Here is a 21,199-nt window from a genome sequence, read left to right as displayed (position 1 = left end):
GTGTAATTTATGTTTAAAATTTTCATTAATTTCGCAATCTGAAAATCAAAAACATCTTTTAGATTAACAATATGGCAAGATTTGAATTAAAGCTTCCTAAAATGGGAGAAAGTGTCGCTGAAGCAACCATTACAAACTGGTTGAAAGAAGTTGGAGACAAAATTGAGGCTGATGAAGCCGTACTCGAAATTGCAACAGATAAAGTTGACAGCGAAGTGCCTAGCGAAGTATCAGGAATTTTAGTTGAGCAATTGTTTGGTAAAGATGATTTAGTGCAAGTAGGACAGACTATTGCTATTATTGAAACTGAGGGCGGAGAAACAGCGAATCCAGAAGCTGTAAACGCAGTTCAAGAGACTGCTGCTCCTGCAGAAGCTGTGGAAATCGAAAAAACAATCGAATCGGTTAAAGAAACAGTAACTTCTCATGATTTTTCAGGATCAGATAAATTCTTTTCTCCTTTGGTAAAAAATATTGCGAAAGAAGAAGGTCTTTCTTTAAGTGAACTTGAAAATATTGCTGGTTCTGGAAAAGACGGACGAGTAACGAAAGAAGATATTCTAAAATATGTAGAGGCTCGTAAATCGGGTTCTGTTCAAGCGCCTCAAACAGTTGAAGCCGCTCCAAAAGTAGTTGCTGAAATTCCAAAAACTGAAACTCCGAAAGCGGTTGAGCCTGTTGTTCAAAAAAGCCAGCAAGCAGTTCCGGTTTCTGTAAATGGCGCAGACGAAATTGTGGAAATGGACAGAATGCGTAAACTGATTTCAGGTTACATGGTGGCTTCGGTTCAGACTTCGGCTCACGTACAATCTTTTATTGAAGTCGATGTAACGAACATTGTGAAATGGAGAGATAAAGTAAAAGCTGCTTTTGAGAAAAGAGAAGGCGAGAAATTGACTTTTACTCCAATTATGATGGAAGCTGTTGCGAAAGCTTTAAAAGATTTTCCTGGAATGAATATTTCGGTTGACGGAGATTATATCATTAAAAAGAAAAATATCAATTTAGGAATGGCGGCAGCATTGCCAAACGGAAATTTAATTGTTCCTGTAATAAAAAATGCAGATCAGTTGAATTTGGTTGGAATGGCAAAAGCGGTTAACGATTTAGGAAACCGTGCAAAAGCTGGAAAACTAAAACCAGACGATACGCAAGGCGGAACTTATACCGTAACAAATGTGGGTACTTTTGGAAGTGTTTTCGGAACGCCAATTATCAATCAGCCACAAGTAGGTATTCTAGCGCTTGGAGCAATTCGTAAAGTTCCTGCGGTTATCGAAACTCCAGAAGGAGATTTTATCGGAATCCGTCAGAAAATGTTCTTGTCACACTCTTACGATCATAGAGTTGTTGATGGAGCTTTGGGAGGAAGTTTTGTGAAAAGAGTAGCAGAATACTTGGAAGCTTTTGATGTCGATAGAGATTTCTAAAATCATTTAAAAGATAGAATCAAATCCGATAGGTTTAAAAACTTGTCGGATTTTTTCTTTTGTAAGAAAAAAATTAAATCGAGATGCCTAGCCTCGCTCCAGGCTTATTTTGAAAAAGTTAAAATCGCGAATTGAAAGCTTTTTTAGACAAAAAAACTCCAGAATAAAGGAAGATATTCCGCTTTAAAAATTACATTTGTAAACTTATAAAAATTAGAAATGGAATTAAAACTAAACAAACCAATTTGCTTTTTTGATCTCGAAACAACGGGAATTGATATCGGTAAAGATAGAATCGTAGAAATTTCAATATTCAAAGTTTTTCCTAACGGAAACAAAGAAAGTAAAACCTGGCTGGTTAATCCAACAATTCCAATTCCTCCACAAACCACTGCAGTTCACGGCATCACTGATGAGAAAGTAGCTAACGAACCAACTTTTGCGGAACTTGCTCCACACATTCACAATATGATTAAAGACAGTGATTTGGGCGGATTCAACTCAGATCGTTTCGATATTCCACTTTTAGCTGAAGAATTGCTTAGAGCAGGAGTCGATTTTGATATGAAAAACAAAGTTTCTGTAGATGTTCAGACTATTTTTCACAAAATGGAAGAGCGTACATTAAGTGCTGCATTTAAGTTTTATTGCGGAAAAAGTTTGGATAATGCTCACTCTGCAGAGGCTGATACAATGGCAACTTATGAAATTTTAAAAGCACAGTTAGATCGTTATCCAGAATTGGAAAATGATATCAAATCGCTATCTGAATTTACAACGCGCAAGAAAATTGCTGATTTTGCAGGAATGATTGCTTTTGATAAAGATGACGAAGAAATTTTTACTTTTGGAAAACATAAAGGAGCAAAGGTGGAGAAAGTTTTAGAAGCAGAGCCAGGATATTTCAGCTGGATTCAAAATGCTGATTTTCCGCTGTACACCAAAAAAGTTTTGACAGCAATTAAATTAAGAAAATTAAATACAAAATAAGTTATCAGTCGCAGTCTCAGTTTTCAGTTTTGACTGAGACTATTTCTGTATTTAGGTAACTGCGACTGAAAACTGTGACTGAAAACTAAAAAGATGAAAATAGTTTGTGTCGGCAGGAATTATGCCAATCATATTGAAGAGTTAAAAAACGAACGTCCGAGCGAGCCTGTTGTTTTTATGAAACCAGATTCTGCAGTTTTGTTGAAACAGCATCCATTTGTTATTCCTGAATTTTCTGAAGATGTTCATCATGAAGTGGAAATAATCGTGAAGATTAATAAAGTCGGAAAATATATTGAGCCAAAATTTGCTCATAAATATTATGATGAAATAAGTGTCGGGATCGATTTTACGGCTCGAGATTTACAAAGTAAATTAAAAGAAAAAGGACTTCCGTGGGAAAAAGCCAAGGCATTTGACGGCTCAGCAGTTATTGGAGATTTTTTGCCAAAAACTGACTTTGTTTCTATGGAAAATCTTAATTTTGAATTAAGAAGCAATTCAGAAACAGTTCAAAAAGGAAACTCGAGTATGATGCTTTGGAAGATTGATGAATTAATCTCTCATGTATCTCAGTTTTTTACTTTAAAAATTGGAGATATTATTTTTACGGGAACTCCAGCAGGCGTTGCGGCTGTAAAACCAAATGATGTTTTAGAAGGCTTTTTAGAAGATAAAAAATTATTCAGAATACAAGTAAAATAATGGCTTTAAAGTATAACCTTTCGAAAGTATATGCGCTTTCAGATAACGATCCTGAATTTGTAAATCAAATTTTAACTTTATTTGTTACAGAAGTTCCGGAAGATTTAAAACAAATAAAAGAGGGAATTAAAAAGAAGGATCATAAATATGCCTATTCGTATGCGCACAAAATAAAGCCAACATTAGATTTAATGGGATTAAATGTAGCTTTTGAAGAAATCTTGCAGGTAGAGGCATGGACAAAAGCCGAAGGCAAGAAAAAAGATATTATCGAAACTTTTAAAAGTATTAAAGTACAGGTAAAAGAAGCGATTAAAGAAATTAAAAAAGATTTTGATCTTTAATATAAAATTTGACTTATTCCTGATTTCTTTAAATTAAGGAATAAGTCAAAATCATTTTTTAAATTTTGTAAGCGGCTTATAATTTGTAAAAGCTGTTAATATTTTCCTCCAACACAAAATTTAAATTTTCTACTTATAAATTATAGTCTTGCTTAATGTAAGAATCAAAAATATTTCACTGATATGAAAGCAGCAATTATTACTATTGGAGATGAAATCTTAATTGGCCAAATCGTAGATACAAATTCGGCTTTTATTGCTAAATCACTCGATAGAATTGGAGTTGAGGTGGCAGAAATGCTGTCGATAAGCGATGATAAAAAACACATTTTAGACACTTTTGCTCAATTGCAGAACAAAGTAGATGTTGTTATTGTGACAGGCGGATTGGGGCCAACTAAAGACGACGTTACCAAGAAAACATTCTGTGAGTATTTTAATGATGAGTTGGTTGTAGATCAAAAAGTTTTGGCTCACGTTACAGAATTGATAGAAGGTTTCTACAAAAGGCCAATTTCTCAATTGAATAAAGATCAGGCTCTAGTTCCGTCAACTTGTACAGTATTGCATAATAAAGTGGGGACGGCGCCAGGAATGTGGATGAAAAAAGAAAATACGGTTTTTATTTCGCTTCCAGGAGTTCCTTATGAAATGAAATATTTGGTTGAAGAGGAAATAATCCCAAAAATCGTTCGCGAATACAAACGTCCTTATATTATCCACAAAACCATTTTAACGTATGGTCAAGGCGAAAGTTTAGTTGCAGAACGTATTGAACAATGGGAAAACAATCTTCCAGAGTTTATAAAACTGGCTTATTTGCCAAATCCAGGAAGAGTTCGTCTGCGTTTAACGGCAAGAGGAACCAATAAAGAAGAATTAGAAGAAGCAATAGAATCTAATGTTCAGTCTTTAGATGCTATAATTCATGATATAATTGTAGGTTATGAAGAAAATGAAACAATTGAAACTGTAATTGGCAAATTGCTTTCTAAGCAAAATAAAACCATCTCAACGGCAGAAAGTTGCACTGGAGGAAGAATTGCTTCTCTGCTATCATCTGTTCCGGGTTCCTCAAGCTATTTTAAAGGAAGCGTTGTGTCTTATGCAACAGAAGCTAAAGTAAATGTTTTAGGAATTTCGCAAGATTTAATAAACCAATTTTCAGTGGTTAGTGCTGAGGTTGCATCTGCTATGGCTTTGAGCGTTAAAGCATTGCTGAAAACCGACTATGCGCTGGCAACGACGGGCAATGCAGGGCCTTCAAAAGGTGATTCTGATGCCGAAATTGGCACTGTTTTTATCGCTTTAGCAACGCCAGACGGAGTAATTGTAGAGGAATTTAACTTTGGACAACCTCGTGAAAAAGTGATAGATAGGGCATCTGTTAAGAGTTTAGAAATACTGCAGAAAGAAATTTTAAAAATTGTGCAATAATTTTTTGCTACAATGGTTTATTTTTCTTTTCTTTGCACCCTGATTTTGAATAACGATAAAAGATAAGTATAATGTCAAGAGTTTGTGACCTTACAGGTAAAAGAGCGATGGTAGGAAATAACGTTTCTCACGCTATGAACAAAACTAAGAGAAAGTTTTCTGTAAACTTAGTTAAAAAGCGTTTTTATCTTCCAGAAGAAGATAGATGGATTACTCTTAGAGTAGCAGCATCTACGATAAAAACAATTAATAAAAATGGAATCACTGCAGTTTTGAAAAAAGCGCAGTCAGAAGGATTTATCAAATAATCTTTTCCTAAATAAATATATAGCAAGATGGCAAAGAAAGGTAATAGAATCCAAGTAATTTTAGAATGTACTGAGCACAAAACTTCTGGTGTTCCAGGAACTTCTAGATATATTACAACTAAGAACAAAAAAAATACTCCAGATAGATTAGAGATTAAAAAATTTAATCCAATCTTAAAAAGAGTAACTGTTCACAAAGAAATTAAGTAATAATTAGAGATTTTGATAAAATCTCAAATGGTTTTTCATTTGAAGATTTATTGAATTCCAAAACATTTGAATCATGGCAAAGAAAACCGTAGCATCGTTACAAACATCTTCTAAGAGATTATCAAAAGCCATCAAAATGGTAAAATCTCCTAAAACTGGTGCATATACATTCGTAGAATCTATTATGGCTCCTGAAGAAGTTGATGAATTCTTGAAAAAGAAATAATTACAATTACATTATATAGAAAAGCTACTTTCATTCGGAAGTAGCTTTTTTATTACCTATATTTGTCTAAAAATTTAAAGAATCGTAACAATTGGCCTTTTTTTGAGAAACAATTGCGCTTTCTTTAAAGATTTGGATTTCTTGTCTAGAAATCGAGAAATCTAATAATCTAATAAACTACAAAAAATGAGTTTTTTTAAAAAATTATTCTCTAGCGAAAAAAAAGAAACTTTAGACAAAGGTCTTGAAAAAACAAAAACTACTTTTTTCTCAAAGTTAAGCAAAGCCGTTGCAGGAAAATCTAAAGTTGACGATGATGTTTTAGATGATCTTGAAGAAGTTCTTGTAGGTTCTGATGTTGGAGTAAACACGACATTGAAAATCATTCAAAGAATTGAAAAACGTGTTGCAGAAGATAAATATCTAGGAACAGACGAATTAAATCAGATTCTTCGTGATGAAATTGGCGCTTTGTTATCTGAGACTAATACCGGTGAGGCAACAGAATTTGAAGTTCCGAAAGATAAAAAGCCATATGTTTTAATGGTTGTTGGAGTAAATGGAGTAGGGAAAACTACCACGATCGGTAAATTGGCTTATCAATTTAAAAAAGCGGGCCATAAAGTGGTTTTAGGTGCGGCAGATACTTTTCGTGCAGCGGCGATCGATCAGTTGCAAGTTTGGGCTGATCGTGTAAATGTGCCTATTGTAAGACAGCAGATGGGGAGCGATCCTGCTTCTGTAGCATTTGATACTTTGCAGTCGGCAGTTGCTCAAAATGCTGATGTTGTAATTATTGATACCGCTGGCCGTCTTCATAATAAAATCAACTTGATGAATGAGCTTACAAAAGTAAAACGTGTAATGCAGAAAGTTGTAGCCGATGCTCCTCACGATGTACTTTTAGTTTTAGATGGTTCTACTGGTCAAAATGCTTTTGAACAAGCAAAACAATTTACAGCAGCAACAGAAGTTACTTCATTAGCTGTTACTAAATTGGACGGAACTGCAAAAGGTGGAGTTGTGATTGGAATTTCAGATCAATTTCAAATTCCTGTTAAATATATTGGTGTTGGCGAAGGAATTGAAGATTTACAAGTCTTCAATAAATATGAATTCGTTGACAGTTTTTTTAAATAATTTATAATGAAAAATATATCGGCTTTAACGTTCTATTTTGCTAGTGTAATATCTTTCGTTCTGGCAAACGTTTTAAAGGATAAAAATCTTTCAGTATACTATATTCTACTGGTTTTAGGAATTGTTTTATTCTTTTTGGGAGTGCTTAAAAGAATAAAAACTAATCGATAGTTTTTTATCTAAAAATATTTGAGCTTTTAAATAGAAGTATTCTAATGACTTTTATTTAAAAGCTATTTTTTTATTGATATAGTGCATTAATTTTCTCCCACAACGTTTTGTCAAAATCAGAAAGCGCGAGATTTACATTATCGGCGGCATCTCCCATTCTGATTACAACCATTTTCTTGCTTGGAATTACATAAATCTTTTGGTCATTTTTGCCTAAAGCCATAAACATATCGCTTGGTCCAGTTGGGATTACACTTCCTTGAAAAGTTAACTGCAATTGAGGCAAATGATAACTTGATTTTCCGTTTAACCACCATAAATACCCATAACCTAAATTGATGTTTTGAGAAGTTGTGGTTGCTTCATTAAAGAAAGCTTCATTGAGAATTACATTGTTTTCCCATTTTCCTTTATTCAGCATTAATAATCCAAAACGTGCCATGCTTCTTGTTGTGCTTGTATAAACGCTATTTACGCCAAGTTGAACCCAAGTGCCGTTCATGCCGATTTTGTCTCTTAATTTAGTGTTGAAATAATTCTCCCAAGTTTGTCCACTTGCTTTTGCTACAATGTCCTGAAGTTTTACATATACATTATGATATGCCCATCTGGTTCCGGCGTCGGCTTTATAAATTAAATCTTCTGGATCGACTTCGTCTGAGGTATCGTCAAGACCAGAAGTCATGGTTAAAAGATGTTTACAAGTTATCAAGTTTTCTTTTGCCAGAGTTTCGCTTGTCCAGCCAGTTCCAATATAATCAGATACTTTATTGTTAATGTTTAAAAGCCCTTCTTGCTGAGCAATTCCTGTCATGGTTGAGGTTAATGTCTTTCCTGCACTTGCCCAATACCAATTTGATGTGGCTGTATGGTTATTGAAATAGTTTTCTAAAACAATTCGGCCATTTACTAAAATCATAAATGATTTAGAATTTTTAAGTTCTAAGTAATCTAAAAGAGGTTGAACGGCATTTTGATTCCATTTTAATTCGGCAATAGATTTTGTTTCCCAAGTTGTTCCTGTTAAGGGAGGAAAATACATTTTTTCTTCAGGAGTTGGAACGGGATCTGGTTCGGCTGAATCCTTACTGCATGCAGTTAACGACAAGAATGCCAGGATGGTGTAAATTATTCTGTTCATGTTTTTTGCTTTTGGTTTGGGGTTTGACCAAAAATATGCAAAATAGTTTAATGTGTTTTTTGATTTTTTATTTCTTTTGATGATTATAAGACTATCTTTGTAGTCCAAGAAAAATTTCTTTTGAAAACGGGAGCCCTAGCCCTGATAGGAGCGGCATCCTTTTGTTTTTTTCTTTAAAAAACAAAAGATACAGCGGATAGCAGGATTAGCTCCTAAATCTTCGACTTCATTTAAAGAAAAAAGAATAAATTTTAATATTTTTATTTATGAAAAATGCTTTCATAGTTTTGTTTTGTTCGCTTTTGTTTGTGAGCTGTAAACAGGAAATACAACCTGCTGATATTGCTAAACTAAATGGCTATTGGGAAATTGAAAAAGTGGTTTTCGAGAAAGGTGAAGAGAAGGAGTATAAAATGAATGAAACTTTTGATTTTTTTCAAATCAAAAATAATAAAGGTCTTCGAACGAAAGTGATGCCGCAATTTGACGGCACTTTTTTGACAACAGATACTTTTGAAAATGTTGCAGTACGTTTTGCAGGAGATCAGGTTTTCTTGGATTATAAAACGAAATACACCAAATGGAGCGAAGAAATTATTTCGCTTTCGGATGATAAATTCGTGGTGAAAAACCCTCAAAAAATAGAATATCATTATAAAAAAGCTGGACCAGTAAATCTTTTGAACGATGGCGAAAAGACTAAATAACGAAACAACTATTGGCGCTGTTTTACAGCAAATTATTCAGGTTAATAAATTGCAGCCTGGAATGGATCAAATTGATGTTCGTGAGGCTTGGCGACAGCTTATGGGAAATGGCGTGAATACGTATACCCGAAATGTTGTTCTTAAAGGCAGTACGCTTTATGTTGAGTTAGGTTCTTCTGTTTTGCGTGAAGAGTTAACTCACGGAAAATATAAAATTGTGAAAATGATCAATGAAGAATTGGGACGTGAGGTGGTGAAAGATGTGGTTTTAAGATAGACTAAATTAGACTTCTTTTCAGATTATTAAAAAAAAATGTAGATGATAAAAAGAAACCCACTTCATTGAGGTGGGTTTCTTTTTTTATTTAATTCTAAGAAATCTAAGTTAGTCTAAAATTCTAACCATCTAAGAAGTCAAATTAAAACTGCTCTCTAACTGCGAAGTGGAATGCGCTTTCGATAGCAGCGTTTTCGTCGCTGTCAGATCCGTGAACTGCATTTTCTCCGATTGAAGTAGCGTATGCTTTACGAATAGTTCCTTCAGCAGCTTCAGCTGGGTTTGTAGCACCAATTAAAGTTCTGAAATCTTCTACTGCGTTTTCTTTTTCTAAAATAGCAGCAACAATTGGTCCACGAGACATAAATTCAACTAATTCTCCGTAGAAAGGTCTTTCTGCGTGTACTGCGTAAAATGCTTTAGCATCAGCTACAGTTAATTGAGTTAATTTTAATGAAACGATTTTGAAACCACCATTAGTAATCATTGCTAAGATATTCCCGATGTGTCCGTTTGCAACAGCATCTGGTTTAATCATTGTAAAAGTTCTATTTGTTGCCATTTTGTATTTTATTAAATTTTGTGCAAAAGTATACTTTTTTTATGAATTGATTTTAATAAATTCATAATTTAAACATACTAGAATGATGTTTTGCTTAGAAAAAGTTTTTTTGAAATCATATAAGTGATGTAAGTTCATTTAAAAGCTTATTGAAAAATATTTGTTTGCAAATTGTGCAGCACTACTAAAAATGATCTTATATCCACTTATATGGTTAAAAATTAGACTTTAAAAATCAATTTGTTTCTATAGAAAATCCATAAAATAAAGGTCCAAATGGCTACATAAGTTAACGCTCCAGCCAAAGAAGCTGCCATCGGATTGCTGAAAAATGGTGCAATGCCAAAACGGTACAAATAATCTAAAAGATTAGTCTGCTCACTTGGAATTGATGGATTTTGAAAACGAATCATTACTAAAGCTTGCGGAATAATCTGCGAAGCAAAGAAAACAATCATTGGGTTGACTCCCCAAATAACAAATAATTTGAATCCTTTTTTATATTCGGCAATGTCAATTATGTAATACAATACAGTTAAACATACTGTCGCTAATCCTGTAGTATATAAAACATAACTGCTTGTCCAGATGGATTTGTTTATGGGAAAAACTAAATCCCAGATTAATCCAAAAAAGATTAGCGATGTACCAATCATTCCCATTCTTTGTGCTTTCCGGATTTTAGTTACATTAAGAAGCAGAATCTGACCAATAAATAATCCAATGATTCCGTTTACAATAGATGGAATTGTGCTTAAGATTCCTTCCGGATCCCAAGTATTGGTTTCATGATACATATGTCCTTTTAATAAGACGCTATCAACCCACGCGGCCAAATTCGTTCCTCTTTCTAAATTAGCTTCTCCGATTCCAGGGACAGGAACTAAAGTCATAATTGCCCAATAGCCGAAAAGTAAAACAATTCCAGTAAAAAGTTGTGTTTTGCGAGATGTTTTTAAATATAATAAGGAAACTACAAAGTAAACTATTGCAATACGCTGTAAAACTCCAGGAAGTCTGGCGTCTGCATAATTTTCAAAACCTCCATAAGCTAAAATGATGTATATAGCTAGAATGCTAAAAGCAAAAATGTTTTTTAGCTTTTTGCTAAAATTTCCCATTAGCGCATAACCAACAGCAAAAGTAATGATCAGCCTTACTAGCAGAAGCGGAATTCCATCAAGACCAAACAATTGAATTTTTCCAAAGAAGTTAAAGAAAATCCCTAAACAGAACATTCTTAGAGAACGAATCAGGATTTTGTTGAATGTTGTCTCGTCGTATTTTTTCTCTGGCATGGCAAGCGGTACAGCAACTCCCATTATGAAAATGAAAAACGGAAATACTAAATCGGTTGGCGTACAGCCATTCCAGTGTGCGTGTAAAAGCGGAGGATAAACATTTCCCCAGTCACCGGGATTGTTTACAATAGTCATCAATAGAATAGTCAGTCCGCGAAAGACATCAAGCGAAATTAGGCGTTCTCTTACCATTTGGTTAGGTCGTTAATAGGTTATAAAAATATAATTCTATTTGGTTTGAGAGAGCAATAAGATCGGAAATGAGCTGGTTATTTGATTCCTAAATTATCGCTTTTGAATTTCTAAAGATAATTATTTTAGATTATTATGATATCAAAATTATGTTCTAAAGGTTTTAATTTCTGAATTAAAAGCGGAATCAGCTGATCTCCTTTTTCTAAATAAAATTCAGAAAAATTAGATTGGCGTTCTTGAAGACTGTAATTTGGAAACAATTCGCATTGTAAATCAGTAACGCGTTGCAATTGATCTTGAAGTTTTCTTTTTTGCGCTTTTAATAAGCGTTTTTCTAAATTTTCCAGCCCTTTCTTTTGCTTCACTTCTTGTGCTTTTACGGCTCCAGAGAAAGATTTGTCTGTCTTTTCGGCCAATTCAAAAAGATAGCCAAACTGTTTTTCAAGCGCTTCTTTTTGTTCTGTTAAATCAATAGGAAATGGAGAAAGTTTGTGTGTTATCGAATTAATTAAATTCTCTGATTTGCTGAATAAATCTTTCCAAGTCAAACCTAAATTATCCGCTTTTTTAACTTGTTTTTCTGTTGCCAAAAGAACAGAATTTCGCACTAATAATATTGGGAAAGTAATGTTTACAGCTTCAAAGAAGGCTTTAAGTTCCAGCCAATAAGCAATTTCTCCGCCTCCGCCAATGTAACAGAGATTAGGAAGAATAATTTCCTGATACAACGGACGCATAATAACATTTGGACTGAACTTTTCAGGATTGCTTTCTAACAATTTGAAAATTTCATCTTTTGAAAATGAGATTTTGGTATTGTTTACGAAATATTTATCATTCTCAAAAATGATTCTTTCACGCAGTTTATCTTCAATATAAAACAAATTAATCTCACGCGGATTTACCTGAACGGTATAATCAGCAAGTTCTTCAATTGATTTTTGAACTGCTTTATATGAAGTCTGATTCTGTAATTCTTCTTTTGCAAACGGAATAAAAGCACGTTTTAAATCGGCACTGTCTGCATCTATAATAACCAAACCATAATTGGCAAAAAGAGAATTGGCCAAATAACGCGTTGCATCTGCTAGATTTTCATGTTTTAAATAAGCGTCTTCAAAAAGTTTTTTAAGCGCATTTGCATTTGTGCTTGAGCCTAATTCTTTAGAATAAACTTCAAATAAATCTTCTAAGCCATCAGTTGCAAGCCTTCCGACTGGCCCAGTGCTTTCGGCATTCCAACGGATTTTTTTTCCTTTAAAATTAAAATAATTAATCTCTTCAAAATCATGATCTTCTGTCGCCATCCAATAAACTGGAACGAAATTATAAGAAGGACATTTTGATTTTAATTCTTTAGTTAAATTAATCGTAGAAATAATTTTATATAAAAAATATAACGGTCCGCTAAAAAGATTTAGCTGATGTCCTGTTGTAATGGTAAAAGTATTTTCGAGTGCTAATAGCGAAATATTTTGTCTCGTTAAATCAGAAACCTCAATGTTTTGATATTGCTTCTGCAAAGTGTCAACCAATACTGCTCGGTTATTATGGTCAAAATTGGCTGATTTTTCAACAATTTGTTTTTCGAAATTTTCTAATGTTGGAAAATTATTGTACAGCGGTTTTAATTCTGGCTTTTGATCTAAATAATCCTGCATTAGTTTAGAGAAATATCCAGAAGATTGAAAGCTGATACAGTCGGTAGGCATAATTTTAAATTTATTTTTGACAGCTGTAAATTTAATGAAAATATACAGTTAAAAACGCTATTAACAATTGCTTAAGATTTGATTTTTTTCTGATGCTTTTAAAAACGTTGTAATCAGGATTTTAAATTTTGATTATATTACATTGTGGAAAATTGAAAATTTAGATAATTTGTTAAAATTGTAAAGTAGTGGTAAAAGTAATTTGTATAAACATGAGTTTTTAATAATGAAACTTTATTTTTGCAAATAAAAAAGATATCAATTTTCATGAAAAATAGCCCGAGTAAAAAGAACTCCCTAAAACATGTTCTTTTTGGAAGCCTTATAGGCACTACAATCGAATTTTTTGATTTTTATATTTATGCTAATGCAGCTGTATTGGTTTTTCCTCAATTATTTTTCCCAAGTTCAGATTCGACGATGGCCACTCTGGAATCCTTAGCCACTTTTTCCATCGCCTTTTTATCACGTCCGTTAGGCTCTGCTTTTTTTGGGCATTATGGCGACAAAATTGGACGTAAATTTACCCTTGTTGCTGCTTTACTGACCATGGGAATTTCGACCGTTACCATTGGGTTTTTGCCAAGTTATGCCAGTATAGGTGTTGCGGCACCATTATTATTGATGTTATGCCGATTCGGACAAGGAGTTGGTTTAGGCGGAGAATGGGGAGGAGCCGTTTTGCTTGCCATTGAGAATGCTCCACCACACAAACGCGCTTGGTATGGAATGTTTCCGCAATTAGGAGCTCCAATCGGATTGTTGCTTTCAGGCGGAACTTTTCTATTGCTTACCGATTCGATGAGTAATGAAGATTTTATGAATTATGGTTGGAGAATTCCTTTTATTGCCAGCGCACTTTTGGTAATTGTTGGTTTTTATATTAGAACAAAAATTACAGAAACTCCTTCTTTTGAAGAAGCTAAAAAACACGAAGAAGAAGTTAAAGTTCCTTTTTTAGAATTGGTGAAATCATATAAAAACCAGTTAATATTTGGAACTTTTGCAGCCATTACAACATTTTTGGTTTTCTATTTGATGACGGTTTTCACTCTAAGTTGGGCAACGTCAGATTTAGGAATTGCAAAAAGAGATGGGTTATTAATTCAATTATTCTCAGTATTGTTTTTCGCGCTATTTATTCCAGTTTCGGCTGTCGTAGCAGATAAAATTGGCCGTCGTAAAATGCTTATTGCGGCAACAGCAGCAATTGCTGTTTTTGGATTTTTCTTTTCGTTTTTCTTAAGTTCAGGAAATATTGCTTTGGTAGCTGTTTTTGCCTGTATCGGAATGTCTCTGATGGGATTCACTTATGGACCGCTTGGGACTTTTCTTTCTGAATTGTTCCCAACAAATGTTCGTTATTCGGGAGCATCTTTGACATTTAATATGGCAGGAATTCTAGGAGCTGCTTTTGCGCCAATGATTGCAATTTGGCTAGCTAAGACTTATGATGTGAGTTATGTAGGGTTCTATTTAATTGCTGCTGCTCTTATATCTTTAATTTCGTTTTTAGTGATTAGTAAAGACGAACATAAGTTTTGAAAATATTTAAACTAAGAAACCGTAATTGCCAAACCTAAGAATAAAGCAAAACCCACAAGATTAATTTCATTCTTGTGGTTTTTCTTTTCTATTAATCTATCTTTTCAGAGTAAAATGTCCCCTATATTCTGTTCCGTTTATTCTAGTAGCAGTAAACCAATAGTCAGATGCTGGTTCCTGATTACCAAGATAAGTTCCGTTCCAAGAGGTGTTTAATGCTAATTCTTTAATTAATTTTCCGTAACGATCAAATATTCTAATAGACGAATTAGGAGCTAAATAATCTGGATCTATTGTCCAAGTGTCATTAAAACCATCACCATTTGGTGTAAAGAATTTTGGATACGGAAGTTCATTTATTAAATTAATGCAATCCTTAGAAGTTGCTTCTAAAATATTTATAGTGACTGGAATTCTATCACTTTCGCAAGTGTTTTCGGTCTGAGAAGCATAATAAGTGATTCCATTCTCGAGCAAAGTAGATTCTGATAAATTATTGGTAGAAGAATAACTTTCATACCATTTGATATTTCGTCCATCAATTTCAATATCACTAATTTTTGCATTTTTTTGACTGCAGAATTGTTGTGGAGAATCAGCAGATGGAATTGGAGTGTCTTGTATTTTTACAGTAATTGCAAATCTTTCGCTTTCGCAGTTGTTTAAGGTTTGAGTTACATAATACGTTCCAGTATGTAATAAATCGGTTTCTTGTAATGTATTCCCATTTGTTGCAGCATCGTACCACTTTAGAGAAGATCCTACAATTTTAAGCTCTTCAATTGTTGAAAGTTCATCAATGCAAAACTGTTGATTATTATTTCCTGTTGGTAAAGGCGTGTTATATACGCGAACAAGAATTGGTGTTCTGTCACTATCACAGCCAATTGTTTGCGAAGCATAATACGTTCGATTATCTTCTAAAAGAGTTGTATTTGGTAAAACAGAAGCAGAAAAACTAGTGTCAAACCATTTTATATTTTGCCCTGTTATTTGAATGTCATTAAGCGTTTTGTTTTCCTTTTTACAAAAAGATTGCTCCGGATTTCCCAATGGAGCTGAAGGAGTATTTACGATTGAAACTGTAACTCCAAATCTTGGGCTTTCACAACTGTTTTCTGTTTGTGATGCGTAATATGTTTTTCCATTTTGGAGATTTGTTGTTTCAGATAATAAATTACCATTTGTTAATGCATCATACCATTTTATAGAAGTTCCGTTAATTTCAAGATTGGCGATTGTTGGATTTTGTGCTGAACAAAACGGCTGGTTTGTATTTCCTGTTGGAGAAGTTGTTTCTATAACTGAAACAAATATTTTTTTTATGTTATCGCAATTGTCTATTCCGTTGATCTGACAACTGTATTCGCCACTATTAATAGTACTAGTATTTGCAATCACAGGACTTTGTTCAGTTGAAGCAAAATTGTTTGGGCCAGTCCATAAATAACTAGTTCCTCCAGATGCTTTAAGTTCTAATGCTGTCCCTTTGCATATAGGAGAGTTGCTTATAGCATTGGGAATCCCAAGTGGATTTGGTTCTTGAAATTTCATAAGAAAACCAGAAGGCCAATCTAAAGGCGCTTCCATAAAAGCTCCAGAACTTGCAATATCAGTATCTGCAAAACTTCCATTGATAATTCCACTTATAAAAATATTATTTGATCCTTCGCTCATTACTAGCGGATTATCAATCGATCCTGTTTTGCCAAAATAAGTACCCCATTGTTTTTTACAATTTCCATCTAATTTTATCATAAATCCAGAGAAAGTATAATTGACAGGATTATAGGCATTTGGACATGCTATGTCAAAACCATATACAGACTCCCCTGCAATGAAAATTTCATTGTCATTTTTTGGAAAAATTGATGTAACCTTTCCCTGTGAATAACTTAACCAAGTAAGTTTTTGAAGAGCTAAATTAAATTTTGCAAAATAAGTACTTCTATAAGATGCTTTCATTACAGGTTCAAAAGCATCAGGAGTTGAAATGTTATCGTTTTCAGTTTCCCCTGTCATATATAAATTATCTCCAAATATTTTACAAGTATAAATCCAATCACTATTTGCCTTACCAAAATATGTACTCCAGATTCGTTGTCCATTTGGATTAAATTTTACAATTATTCCATCTCCTGTTGAAGATAGATTTCCAATACTATAGTCAGGTTTATATGAACCTGATGTTGCTACATTAGTGTCACTTTGAGAGTAACCTACTAAAATTATGTTTCCATCTTTATCAATTGCAGAATCTTCAAAGGAATCATCTTTATCACCTCCAAAATAGGTTCCCCAAATTCTATTTCCGTTCGAGTCAAATTTTGCTAAAAAACCATCAAAACGATTGTTGTCTATTCTATTTTCTTTAAAAGAATTTGGAGTAGAAATATATTCGTCACTAGTAGTTGTACCCGAAAGATAAATATAGTTTTGCTCATCAGCGACAACGCTGTTGGCAAATGTCAATCCATTGTCATTTCCATAATATGAAGCCCATTGTCTAATTCCATTTGAATCTAACTTCCCTAAAAACATCTCAGAATGATATCCTGATTTTCTCTCTTTAAAAGAACCTGCCGTCGATATATTATTTGTACTGGAAGTGTTCCCGCAAAAGATAAGGTTTTTATCCGCAGATACTTTTATGGATTTAATGTTGTCATCTAGGTCTCCGCCGTAATAGGTTGCCCATAATCTATTTCCATTGCCGTCAAATTTAGCAATGTAGCCATCATATGTAATTCGACCTGGATAATTTATAAATCCAGCATTAGGTTGGTGAGAACCTGAAGTCGCTATATTTGAAGTGCTTGCTGTCTTTCCTGCAAAATAGACATTTCCAAAACTATCTTTATCCAAAGCGTTTAACTCTGTCCACTGTAAACCACCATAATAGGTCCCCCAAAGTCTCGTAGGCACAGGATCAATAACAACTGTTTTACCCGCTAAGAAGTTTGCAGAACGAAATCCATAAACATTTTTCTTTAATTTTTGATATCCAACAACAATTGCCTTTTTATGCCCTTTTTCTTCAATCCAGCTTGCAGGAAGTGTTTCTTCCATTTTTCCAAAACGAGTATTCATTTGGATTTTATTATCAGCCAAATTGGTTTCTGCTCCATTAAACTTTAATTGAATATCAGAGATTTTTCCTTTAGGATGAATGACAAAATTATATTCTACTGTTTTTTGTGGATCTTCGGGAATTGTAAAAACAACATCAATATTTGGATAAATATTTTTATATGTAATTTGTTTGTATTTGTAAACTTCAGTAACTCCTTCAGGCTTATTTGGTATATTATAGTAGTTGTCAAAATCTCTTGACTTTTGTTCTGTAATCACTTCAACTTTATAATTGGAGTTTACAAAGTCAATATCTATTCGATGAAAAGCGTATTCTAAATTAAATTCTTCCTTTTCAGGACTTAAATAGGGAAGTGTTTTTGCTGTTACAGAACGAACAATTGGAGTCTTTTTTATTTCATAAACATCATAAGAAAATCCATTTTTCTTCAGTTGAACATTCAAGCCATTAGAATTCAATAAGTACTTTACAGCAATATTTAGTTTTCCATTTTGATCTATAATTTGTCCTTTATTTTCTATAAAACCAATAGATTGATTTTTGTTTTGAGAAAATGAATGTTGTGTTAGTAAGAAAAAAAGGAATAGTAATGTATGTTTCATTTGAATAATTTGGCTAGTGGCAAATGTAATTAATTGTTTACAAACTCAAATCAAAAAATGAAACGCTGAAAAGTCTCAAAATAACCCGTATTTTTGCAAAAAATAAATCCCTTTGAAAACGAAACTTTTTGTAATTACGCCGCCATTTACTCAACTGAATACTCCGTATCCGGCAACGGCGTATATAAAAGGTTTTCTGAATACCAAAAACATCGAATCGGTTCAAGCTGATTTGGGTATTGATGTGATTTTGGAATTGTTTTCGAAAAAAGGATTGCAAGATTTGTTTCAAGTTTCAGAGTTTCAAGTTTCAGGTTCTGAAATCTCAGACAATTCGAAACGTATTTTTGCCCTTCAAGGTGAATATATCAAAACGATCGATTCTGTAATTCAGTTTCTTCAAGGAAAAAATCCAACTTTGGCATTGCAGATTTGTCAGGAAGATTTTCTTCCAGAAGCTTCTCGTTTTGCGCAATTGGAAGAATTGGATTGGGCTTTCGGAACAATGGGCACTCAAGACAAAGCAAAACATTTGGCGACCTTATATCTTGAGGATATTTCAGATTTTATTGTCGAATGTGTTGATGAAAATTTTGGTTTTAGCCGATATGCAGAACGCTTAGGTAGAAGTGCTAATTCTTTTGATGAATTGTATGATGCACTTCAGCAAGAACCAACTTACATCGATTCGATTTTAATTTCGCTTTTAAAAGCTAAAATTGAGGCCATAAAACCGACTTTGTTTTTAATTTCTGTTCCTTTTCCTGGAAATTTATATAGCGCGTTTCGTTCTGCACAATGGGTAAAACAAAATCATCCTGAAATTAAGATTTCAATGGGAGGCGGTTTCCCAAATACTGAATTGCGTTCGCTTTCTGATAAACGTGTTTTTGAGTTTTTCGATTTCATCACTTTAGATGATGGAGAAGTTCCAATTGAGGAATTAATTTTCAATTTGGAAAATCCAAATTCTGTCACTTCGACCGAAGTAGAGAAGCGTTATAAACGAACATTTTTATTAGAAAACGGAGAAGTTGTATATAAAAATAATTCTCTAAAACACGATTATAAACAATCTCAGGTCGGAACTCCGGATTATTCAGATCTTCCTTTGGATAAATACATTTCGGTTATCGAAATTGTAAATCCAATGCACAGAATGTGGAGCGATGGAAGATGGAATAAACTGACAATGGCGCACGGCTGTTATTGGGGGAAATGTACTTTTTGTGATATTTCTTTAGATTATATTAAAGTTTACGAACCTGTTGCTGCAAGTCTTTTATGCGACAGAATCGAAGAACTAATCGAGAAAACAGGTCAAAATGGATTCCATTTTGTAGATGAAGCTGCACCGCCAGCTTTAATGCGTGCTTTAGCGCTTGAAATCTTAAAAAGAAAACTAGCTGTAACTTGGTGGACCAATATTCGTTTTGAAAAAAGCTTCTCAAAAGATTTATGTCTCTTGTTAAAAGCTTCTGGATGTATTGCAGTTTCAGGCGGTTTAGAAGTAGCTTCGGATCGATTATTGAAATTAATTGACAAAGGCGTAACGGTTGAACAAGTTGCCAAAGTAACACGAAATTTTACCGAAGCCGGAATTATGGTTCATGCGTATTTGATGTACGGATATCCAACTCAGACGATTCAGGAAACAGTTGATAGCCTTGAAATGGTTCGCCAATTGTTTGAAGCGGGAGTTTTACAGTCAGGATTTTGGCATCAGTTTGCTTTGACGGCTCATAGTCCAGTAGGATTATATCCGGAACAATTTGGCGTGACCAAAAAAACGGAAGTAATTGGAACTTTTGCCAATAACGATATTGAATATACTGATGCAACAGGAATCAATCACGATAAATTTAGTTTCGGATTAAAGAAATCGCTTTTTAATTTCATGCACGGAATCTGTTTTGATTATGAACTTCAAGAATGGTTCGATTTTAAAATCCCGAAAACCAAAATTCACCCTGATTTTATTTTTAATGCGTTAGAAGAACAAAACGATTTCAATACAAAACCAAATGCAAAAGTGGTTTGGCTAGGAGGAAAACCTGCAACAGAAATCTTTACAAAATCAAAAAAAGGAAGAAGCTGGGAAATGATGTCATTAACTTTTCATGACAAAAAAGAAAGTTTCAATATTCAAACCAGTAAAGAAGAAGGCGAGTGGCTGACTTCAATTTTATCAAAAATTGCTGTTTCGGGTTCTAAAAACTATACTTTTCAGGAGGTTAAAAATGATTTTGAAACCGAATTGGAAGATTTCGAATTGTTCTGGTATTCTAAACCTATAAACACTTTACGAGAATTTGGGTTATTGGTGCTTTAATACTCAATGCATTCTCCGTCATTTGGAATAGAAGTTTTCGTTAAAAGACCATGATCTGAAAGTGCAGTTCTTAATTGCAGTCTTGTAGTTGGGCAATGATTTAATGCTTCTAAATGATTGGCGAGAACTTTTCCTGGGGCAAGTGTTACGAATTTCAGAATATCATCCATTCGCATTAACAAAGGCTGTCCGAAATCTAATCTCGCTGTACCGCAAGCCACAATAGAAATGTCAGGGTTCAATTGTGTTAGGACTTTTTCGACATGTTCTGTAAATATAGTGTCTGAACTGATATAAATAGATTTTTGATCTGCCAACTCAATAAGAAAACCCATTACATTCCCCATTAATTTGGCAACAAATCCATAGCCATGAATGGCTGGAATTCCTGTTATTTTTCCATCAAGAAATTTTTGCGGTTCCCAATATTCCAAAGTTTGAATTACGCTTAATCCTCTTTGAACAAGCGCTTTTTCATCCTTTGAACTGCAAATTACCGGAATACTTTTTCTTCTCAAAAAAACTTCGCCAGCTTTATCAATATGATCTGGGTGTAAATGTGTAATCAAACAATGCGTTACACGACTTAAAATATCACGGCTATTTTTTGGCAATGCCACGAGCGGATTTCGTTTTGGTTTATATCTGAAAATAGTAAAAGGCGGAATTGTTTTTCTTTTACCTAACATTGGGTCAACTAAAATGACATGCTTTTCTGTTTCAATTACCAAAGAGGCATTTCGCAAATGATGTAATTTCATATCCAAGAA

Annotated in this window: 19 protein-coding genes; 13 read left to right on the top strand and 6 right to left on the bottom strand. The window is 33.7% G+C overall.

Annotated elements, in window-relative coordinates; translation table 11 throughout:
* Positions 1-71: 71 nt before the first annotated feature.
* The 9 genes from BLP44_RS13450 to ftsY all read left to right on the top strand — a co-directional run bounded on the left by BLP44_RS13450 (position 72) and on the right by ftsY (position 6,790).
* Complete coding sequence (locus BLP44_RS13450; protein ID WP_091133598.1) at positions 72-1,430, top strand: dihydrolipoamide acetyltransferase family protein; 1,359 nt, start codon at positions 72-74, stop codon at positions 1,428-1,430.
* Positions 1,431-1,649: 219 nt separating this feature from the next.
* On the top strand, positions 1,650-2,420 hold the full coding sequence (locus tag BLP44_RS13445; RefSeq protein WP_008468076.1) for a 3'-5' exonuclease: 771 nt from the start codon (positions 1,650-1,652) through the stop codon (positions 2,418-2,420).
* 93 nt (positions 2,421-2,513) lie between these two features.
* Complete coding sequence (locus BLP44_RS13440; RefSeq protein ID WP_008468077.1) at positions 2,514-3,125, top strand: fumarylacetoacetate hydrolase family protein; 612 nt, start codon at positions 2,514-2,516, stop codon at positions 3,123-3,125.
* The gene (locus tag BLP44_RS13435) at positions 3,125-3,469 is read left to right on the top strand and encodes an Hpt domain-containing protein (RefSeq protein WP_008468078.1); all 345 of its coding nucleotides are present in this window, start codon (positions 3,125-3,127) and stop codon (positions 3,467-3,469) included. Before BLP44_RS13440 ends, BLP44_RS13435 begins: the two co-directional genes overlap by 1 nt.
* 183 nt (positions 3,470-3,652) lie before the next feature.
* Positions 3,653-4,906 (top strand): competence/damage-inducible protein A, encoded by a 1,254-nt coding sequence (locus BLP44_RS13430; RefSeq protein WP_091133596.1) that lies wholly within the window; start codon positions 3,653-3,655, stop codon positions 4,904-4,906.
* Between the two features lie 71 nt (positions 4,907-4,977).
* The gene (gene rpmB / locus BLP44_RS13425; RefSeq protein WP_008468080.1) at positions 4,978-5,214 is read left to right on the top strand and encodes a 50S ribosomal protein L28; all 237 of its coding nucleotides are present in this window, start codon (positions 4,978-4,980) and stop codon (positions 5,212-5,214) included.
* Positions 5,215-5,241: 27 nt separating this feature from the next.
* Positions 5,242-5,424 (top strand): 50S ribosomal protein L33, encoded by a 183-nt coding sequence (gene rpmG, locus BLP44_RS13420; RefSeq protein ID WP_008253902.1) that lies wholly within the window; start codon positions 5,242-5,244, stop codon positions 5,422-5,424.
* A 73-nt stretch (positions 5,425-5,497) separates the two neighbouring features.
* Positions 5,498-5,650 (top strand): DUF4295 domain-containing protein, encoded by a 153-nt coding sequence (locus tag BLP44_RS13415; RefSeq protein ID WP_008468081.1) that lies wholly within the window; start codon positions 5,498-5,500, stop codon positions 5,648-5,650.
* Positions 5,651-5,836: 186 nt separating this feature from the next.
* Positions 5,837-6,790 (top strand): signal recognition particle-docking protein FtsY, encoded by a 954-nt coding sequence (gene ftsY, locus BLP44_RS13410; protein WP_008468083.1) that lies wholly within the window; start codon positions 5,837-5,839, stop codon positions 6,788-6,790.
* 241 nt (positions 6,791-7,031) lie between these two features.
* On the opposite strand, the gene BLP44_RS13405 is transcribed toward ftsY, so the two are convergent.
* Positions 7,032-8,102: a serine hydrolase domain-containing protein gene (locus BLP44_RS13405; RefSeq protein WP_091133742.1), complete on the bottom strand. Its 1,071-nt coding sequence runs from the start codon at positions 8,100-8,102 to the stop codon at positions 7,032-7,034.
* Positions 8,103-8,368: 266 nt separating this feature from the next.
* Here BLP44_RS13405 and BLP44_RS13400 point away from each other — a divergent pair, with 266 nt between their 5' ends.
* Together BLP44_RS13400 and BLP44_RS13395 are read left to right on the top strand one after the other, a co-directional pair.
* Complete coding sequence (locus tag BLP44_RS13400) at positions 8,369-8,809, top strand: lipocalin-like domain-containing protein (protein ID WP_008468094.1); 441 nt, start codon at positions 8,369-8,371, stop codon at positions 8,807-8,809.
* Positions 8,790-9,086 (top strand): DciA family protein, encoded by a 297-nt coding sequence (locus BLP44_RS13395; protein ID WP_008468101.1) that lies wholly within the window; start codon positions 8,790-8,792, stop codon positions 9,084-9,086. The genes BLP44_RS13400 and BLP44_RS13395 overlap by 20 nt, the downstream gene beginning before the upstream one ends.
* A gap of 142 nt (positions 9,087-9,228) precedes the next feature.
* On the opposite strand, the gene BLP44_RS13390 is transcribed toward BLP44_RS13395, so the two are convergent.
* From BLP44_RS13390 to bshC, 3 genes are all read right to left on the bottom strand, one after another.
* The gene (locus tag BLP44_RS13390) at positions 9,229-9,648 is read right to left on the bottom strand and encodes a nucleoside-diphosphate kinase (protein WP_008468102.1); all 420 of its coding nucleotides are present in this window, start codon (positions 9,646-9,648) and stop codon (positions 9,229-9,231) included.
* Positions 9,649-9,869: 221 nt separating this feature from the next.
* Positions 9,870-11,141, bottom strand: a complete 1,272-nt coding sequence (locus tag BLP44_RS13385) for an acyltransferase family protein (protein WP_091133594.1) — start codon at positions 11,139-11,141, stop codon at positions 9,870-9,872.
* 125 nt (positions 11,142-11,266) lie between these two features.
* Positions 11,267-12,856, bottom strand: a complete 1,590-nt coding sequence (gene bshC / locus BLP44_RS13380; RefSeq protein ID WP_091133591.1) for a bacillithiol biosynthesis cysteine-adding enzyme BshC — start codon at positions 12,854-12,856, stop codon at positions 11,267-11,269.
* A gap of 267 nt (positions 12,857-13,123) precedes the next feature.
* Here bshC and BLP44_RS13375 point away from each other — a divergent pair, with 267 nt between their 5' ends.
* The gene (locus BLP44_RS13375; RefSeq protein WP_008468105.1) at positions 13,124-14,401 is read left to right on the top strand and encodes an MFS transporter; all 1,278 of its coding nucleotides are present in this window, start codon (positions 13,124-13,126) and stop codon (positions 14,399-14,401) included.
* 96 nt (positions 14,402-14,497) lie between these two features.
* On the opposite strand, the gene BLP44_RS13370 is transcribed toward BLP44_RS13375, so the two are convergent.
* Positions 14,498-18,097, bottom strand: coding sequence for a DUF7948 domain-containing protein (locus tag BLP44_RS13370; RefSeq protein ID WP_091133589.1), 3,600 nt, complete (start codon positions 18,095-18,097; stop codon positions 14,498-14,500).
* A 112-nt stretch (positions 18,098-18,209) separates the two neighbouring features.
* On the opposite strand from BLP44_RS13370, the gene BLP44_RS13365 reads away from it, so the two are divergent.
* Positions 18,210-20,429, top strand: a complete 2,220-nt coding sequence (locus BLP44_RS13365) for a B12-binding domain-containing radical SAM protein (RefSeq protein WP_091133586.1) — start codon at positions 18,210-18,212, stop codon at positions 20,427-20,429.
* Here BLP44_RS13365 and BLP44_RS13360 read toward each other — a convergent pair.
* Positions 20,426-21,190 carry an MBL fold metallo-hydrolase gene (locus tag BLP44_RS13360; protein WP_008468108.1) on the bottom strand — a complete coding sequence of 255 codons (765 nt, stop codon included), beginning with the start codon at positions 21,188-21,190 and terminating at the stop codon, positions 20,426-20,428. The two genes, BLP44_RS13365 and BLP44_RS13360, sit on opposite strands and share 4 nt — an antisense overlap.
* Positions 21,191-21,199 lie beyond the last annotated feature (9 nt).

The organism is Flavobacterium anhuiense, from assembly GCF_900101855.1.
In the GTDB taxonomy this organism is placed as follows: domain Bacteria; phylum Bacteroidota; class Bacteroidia; order Flavobacteriales; family Flavobacteriaceae; genus Flavobacterium; species Flavobacterium anhuiense.
Note: the sequence above shows the minus strand (reverse complement) of the source record. Positions and strands in the feature narration are given on the sequence as shown.